Annotated in this window: 3 protein-coding genes and 1 pseudogene; 3 read left to right on the top strand and 1 reads right to left on the bottom strand. The window is 61.2% G+C overall.

The genetic code is table 11. The features are described from left to right. Positions 1–179: 179 nt before the first annotated feature. On the bottom strand, positions 180–749 hold the full coding sequence (locus GHK62_RS24560) for a phytanoyl-CoA dioxygenase family protein (protein WP_153441652.1): 570 nt from the start codon (positions 747–749) through the stop codon (positions 180–182). Between the two features lie 352 nt (positions 750–1,101). On the opposite strand from GHK62_RS24560, the pseudogene GHK62_RS24555 reads away from it, so the two are divergent. The 3 genes and pseudogenes from GHK62_RS24555 to GHK62_RS24545 all read left to right on the top strand — a co-directional run bounded on the left by GHK62_RS24555 (position 1,102) and on the right by GHK62_RS24545 (position 3,397). Then, positions 1,102–2,036, top strand: a pseudogene (locus tag GHK62_RS24555) (IS110 family RNA-guided transposase). Between the two features lie 453 nt (positions 2,037–2,489). Then, positions 2,490–2,768, top strand: a complete 279-nt coding sequence (locus GHK62_RS24550; RefSeq protein WP_153441651.1) for a hypothetical protein — start codon at positions 2,490–2,492, stop codon at positions 2,766–2,768. 65 nt (positions 2,769–2,833) lie between these two features. Then, the gene (locus tag GHK62_RS24545; RefSeq protein WP_234887036.1) at positions 2,834–3,397 is read left to right on the top strand and encodes an IclR family transcriptional regulator; all 564 of its coding nucleotides are present in this window, start codon (positions 2,834–2,836) and stop codon (positions 3,395–3,397) included. Positions 3,398–3,419: the final 22 nt, after the last annotated feature.

The raw sequence follows: 3,419 nt of genomic DNA, 5'->3' as shown, positions 1-3,419 counted from the left end.
GGGAAGATTTCTGGTTCTCACCCACGAAAAAAGAATGAAATCAATAAATTGAGTGTACCGGCATAATCAATTTATTGAATCTTACTGCACTTTCGTGGGTCAGTATCGGAGAAACTCCCCGCATCGTCCTTAAGTTTCCGTCGTAGCCTGCTCATGGTGCTCAGGCTGCGACCGACCAGCTAGGCTCTCCCGACAATCGGGTTGATCGTGTCTTCGCAGAGCCTGTCGCCGACGTTCAAGCTTTCGAAGTAAGCCGTGGGCAGAATGTCCTGGCACCCGTTAAAGGTGCAGCCATCGGGCATGAAGGCCGCGGTCATCGCGATCCGGCGGCGGCGGGTCATGTTGGCCCCGGCGCCATGCGCCGTAAGGCCGTTGTGAAAGCTGCAATCGCCCGCGCGCATTGGGACCGCGACAGGGTCCGTCTCTGCCATCTCGGGGTAGATCTTGAAGAGTCCCGCAAGGTCTTTCCCGATGTTGGCGTTATCGTAGCGGGCGAGCCTGTGGCTGCCCGGCACGAACGACAGGCAGCCGTTGAGGGGCGTCGCATCCTCGAGCGCGATCCAGATCGAAATCGCGTCGCGCGAATGGAAGGCCCAGAAGGGATTGTCGAGGTGCCAAGCGGTTGGGTTGCCGTAGGGCTCTTTGATCAACGCCTGATCGAGATAGATCCGCCTCGCGGGCTGGCGGGCAAGCGCGCTGGCCATATTGGCCGATCTCGGAGCCGCGGATGTACCGGTTAATTGTCTCATTCAGTTTCGAGACGTTGATCCGCTGGGTAAAGACCTTGTCGTAGTAGCGGTCGCCGTCGGGCCGCTCGATACCGCCTGGGGCGATCTTGCGGCCAGCCATCATCTCAACTCCCTCAAGAACGGCGGCTTTCAGTTCGGCCACCTCGGCCGGCACAAAAGGCCTGGGATGTGCACGAACCCTTGTATCTTTCAGTTGCCTGCCGGAACGCGATCGGCGAGGTTGAAGGCGGCGGCCAGCCCGAAACGCCCTAGGGCCGTGCAGCCCGTGAATGAGCTTGGTGCGGCCGCCGTTTTCGCAGTCCCCAACCCGAACAGCCGCTTGGGCACGCGCCCGCATTCACAAGGATGGGTCATGGACGAACCGCTCGCCGTTTTCGTCGGCATCGATGTTTCCAAGGATCGCCTCGACGTCCATCTGCGGCCGTCGAGCGAGGCATTCCTCGTTTCCCGCGACGGCAAGGGGCTGGACGAGCTTGTCGCTCGCCTCGCCGCTCTGCCTGTTGCGCTCGTCGTGCTCGAGGCAACCGGCGGCTTCGAAGTCACCGTCGCCGCCGCGCTCGCCGGTGCCGGGTTGCCGCTGTGCGTCGTCAACCCGCGCCAGATCCGCGACTTCGCCCGCGCGACGGCCGGCTGGCCAAGACCGATGCGCTCGACGCCGAGGCGATCGCGCTGTTTGCCGAACGCATCCGGCCCGAGGTCAGGCCGTTGCCGGGGCCGGAGATCGCTCACTTCGCCGAGCTCGTGGCCAGGCGCCGCCAGATCGTCGAGATGATCGGCATGGAGGCCAATCGCCGCCGGCGCGCCGCCGACAAGCGGCTCGCCAAGAAGCTCGACCGTCATATCGTCTTTCTCGAGAAGGAGCTCGCCGAGCTCGATCGCGACATCGGTGACGGCATCAAGGGCTCGCCGGTCTGGCGCGAAAAGGAGGCACTGTTGAAGTCGGTGCCCGGCATCGGCGACGTCACCGCTCGCACCCTGATCGCCGAGATCCCCGAACTCGGCAGCATCGGCCGGCAGCAGCTCGCCGCCCTCGTCGGCGTCGCCCCCGTCAACCGCGACTCCGGACTGATGCGCGGCCGCAGGACCATCGCAGGCGGCCGAACCGCCGTGCGCAACGTCCTCTACATGGCTGCACTCGTCGCCATCCGTCATAACCCCATCTTCAAAGCCTTCTATCACCGCCTGACGGCGCGCGGCCGGCCCAAGAAAGTCGCCATCGTCGCCGTCATGCGCAAGCTGCTCACCGTCCTCAATGCTATCGTGTGGTGGCCCAGACTATGGCTCTGAGGCACTGCGGTATCATCCCAAGTGACCTCAGCGCCAGCGGCGCATCTGTGTGGAAGTTGTAGACTGGAGTGGGACAGGCACGCGCGACTTACTTCTTTCCGCTTGGGACGCTCGTTACGATGGACGCGTATTTCTTCGGCGCCAAATCCGAGGATACGTAACTGCCGTGAACGATGGCGACATTTTCCATCTCGTATCCGCCTCTCGTATGCGTAGGCAGATCTTTGTTTTCCGAATATCGGCGAGAAAGGAGCGCCGAAATTTGGTGAGCCAGTTCGTCTCGATCTTGAGGCGGACTGGGTCAAGGGCAACGAATATTTCCACATGGCCCGCTTCCACGATATCGACGGGGCTGGAATGGAATGATGAACACTCCCGCGGTTATGACGACGCAGGGCATTGGCTCGGCGGACCGCTGCGCGGCTTTCTCTACGCCTTTAAGAACAAGGTACGTTGGCCGACGCGGTCCTGGAGCGTGGCCGTCCCCTCATCTCGGGTGAAACTCCGCTGGAGGTATATGGCCAGTTCGCGCCGGCCTTTGGCCGCTTTGGCGGGTCCCGCTACAGTCTGATCGCCGGTGAGTTCTGGAACATCCTACATATTGCGCGCCAGCGCGAGGACGGAGAATTTGAGCCGACCAGGCTGCTTCGTATTCCCGACGGTACATTCCTCGAGCTCGATCAACGCATCCAATCCTTTCGGACCGCGACTTTGCGATCCAAGACGACGTAACACAGCATTACCGCTTGGCAATCCGAACTGCGGCTCTTGGACTTCGCTTTTTCGGAAATATCGGCTTGAACGAAGTCTGCCAACCTATTCTCAACCGATTGGCACAACGCACTGGGGAATTCGTTCGAGTTTGTGCGGCGGAAAACGGAGAGCTCGTTTGGATCGCCAGCGCTCAAGGGAGTTCTGAAGGACTTCGATACGATCCCACGATGGAAGCGGGACCGGCCCTTCACGCGACGGCAAACGGGCGGGCTTGGCTGTCCACGTTGAACGAGGCGGACGCACTGGCACAAGTTCGCCGCAAAGGTTTCATCCTGCCACGCGACTATGCCGGGTCATCCGTGACCAGTGAGCAACAGCTTTCCGAAGAGCTGAGGCAGATAAAAGAACGTGGCTACGCTGTGTCCGCTGATGAGAGCGTCATTGGCATCACGGGATTTGCGGCACCAATTCCGGATCGGGAGGGCGGGCCTGCGCTCGGGTGCGTAAGTGTCGCCGGTCCATCTGTACGAATGCCGCAATCACGGGGACGCGAAATAATGCCGGATCTCCTTACCGCTGCCAAGGAGCTCGGGCAGATCTGGCCTATTCCACGTTTCAAGAAGCTTGCTTCGATGCCCGTGGGCTAAATGGGCGCACAGTCGCTTGAAC

The sequence above is a fragment of the Sinorhizobium terangae genome (assembly GCF_009601505.1).
Taxonomy (GTDB): domain Bacteria; phylum Pseudomonadota; class Alphaproteobacteria; order Rhizobiales; family Rhizobiaceae; genus Sinorhizobium; species Sinorhizobium terangae.
Note: the sequence above shows the minus strand (reverse complement) of the source record. Positions and strands in the feature narration are given on the sequence as shown.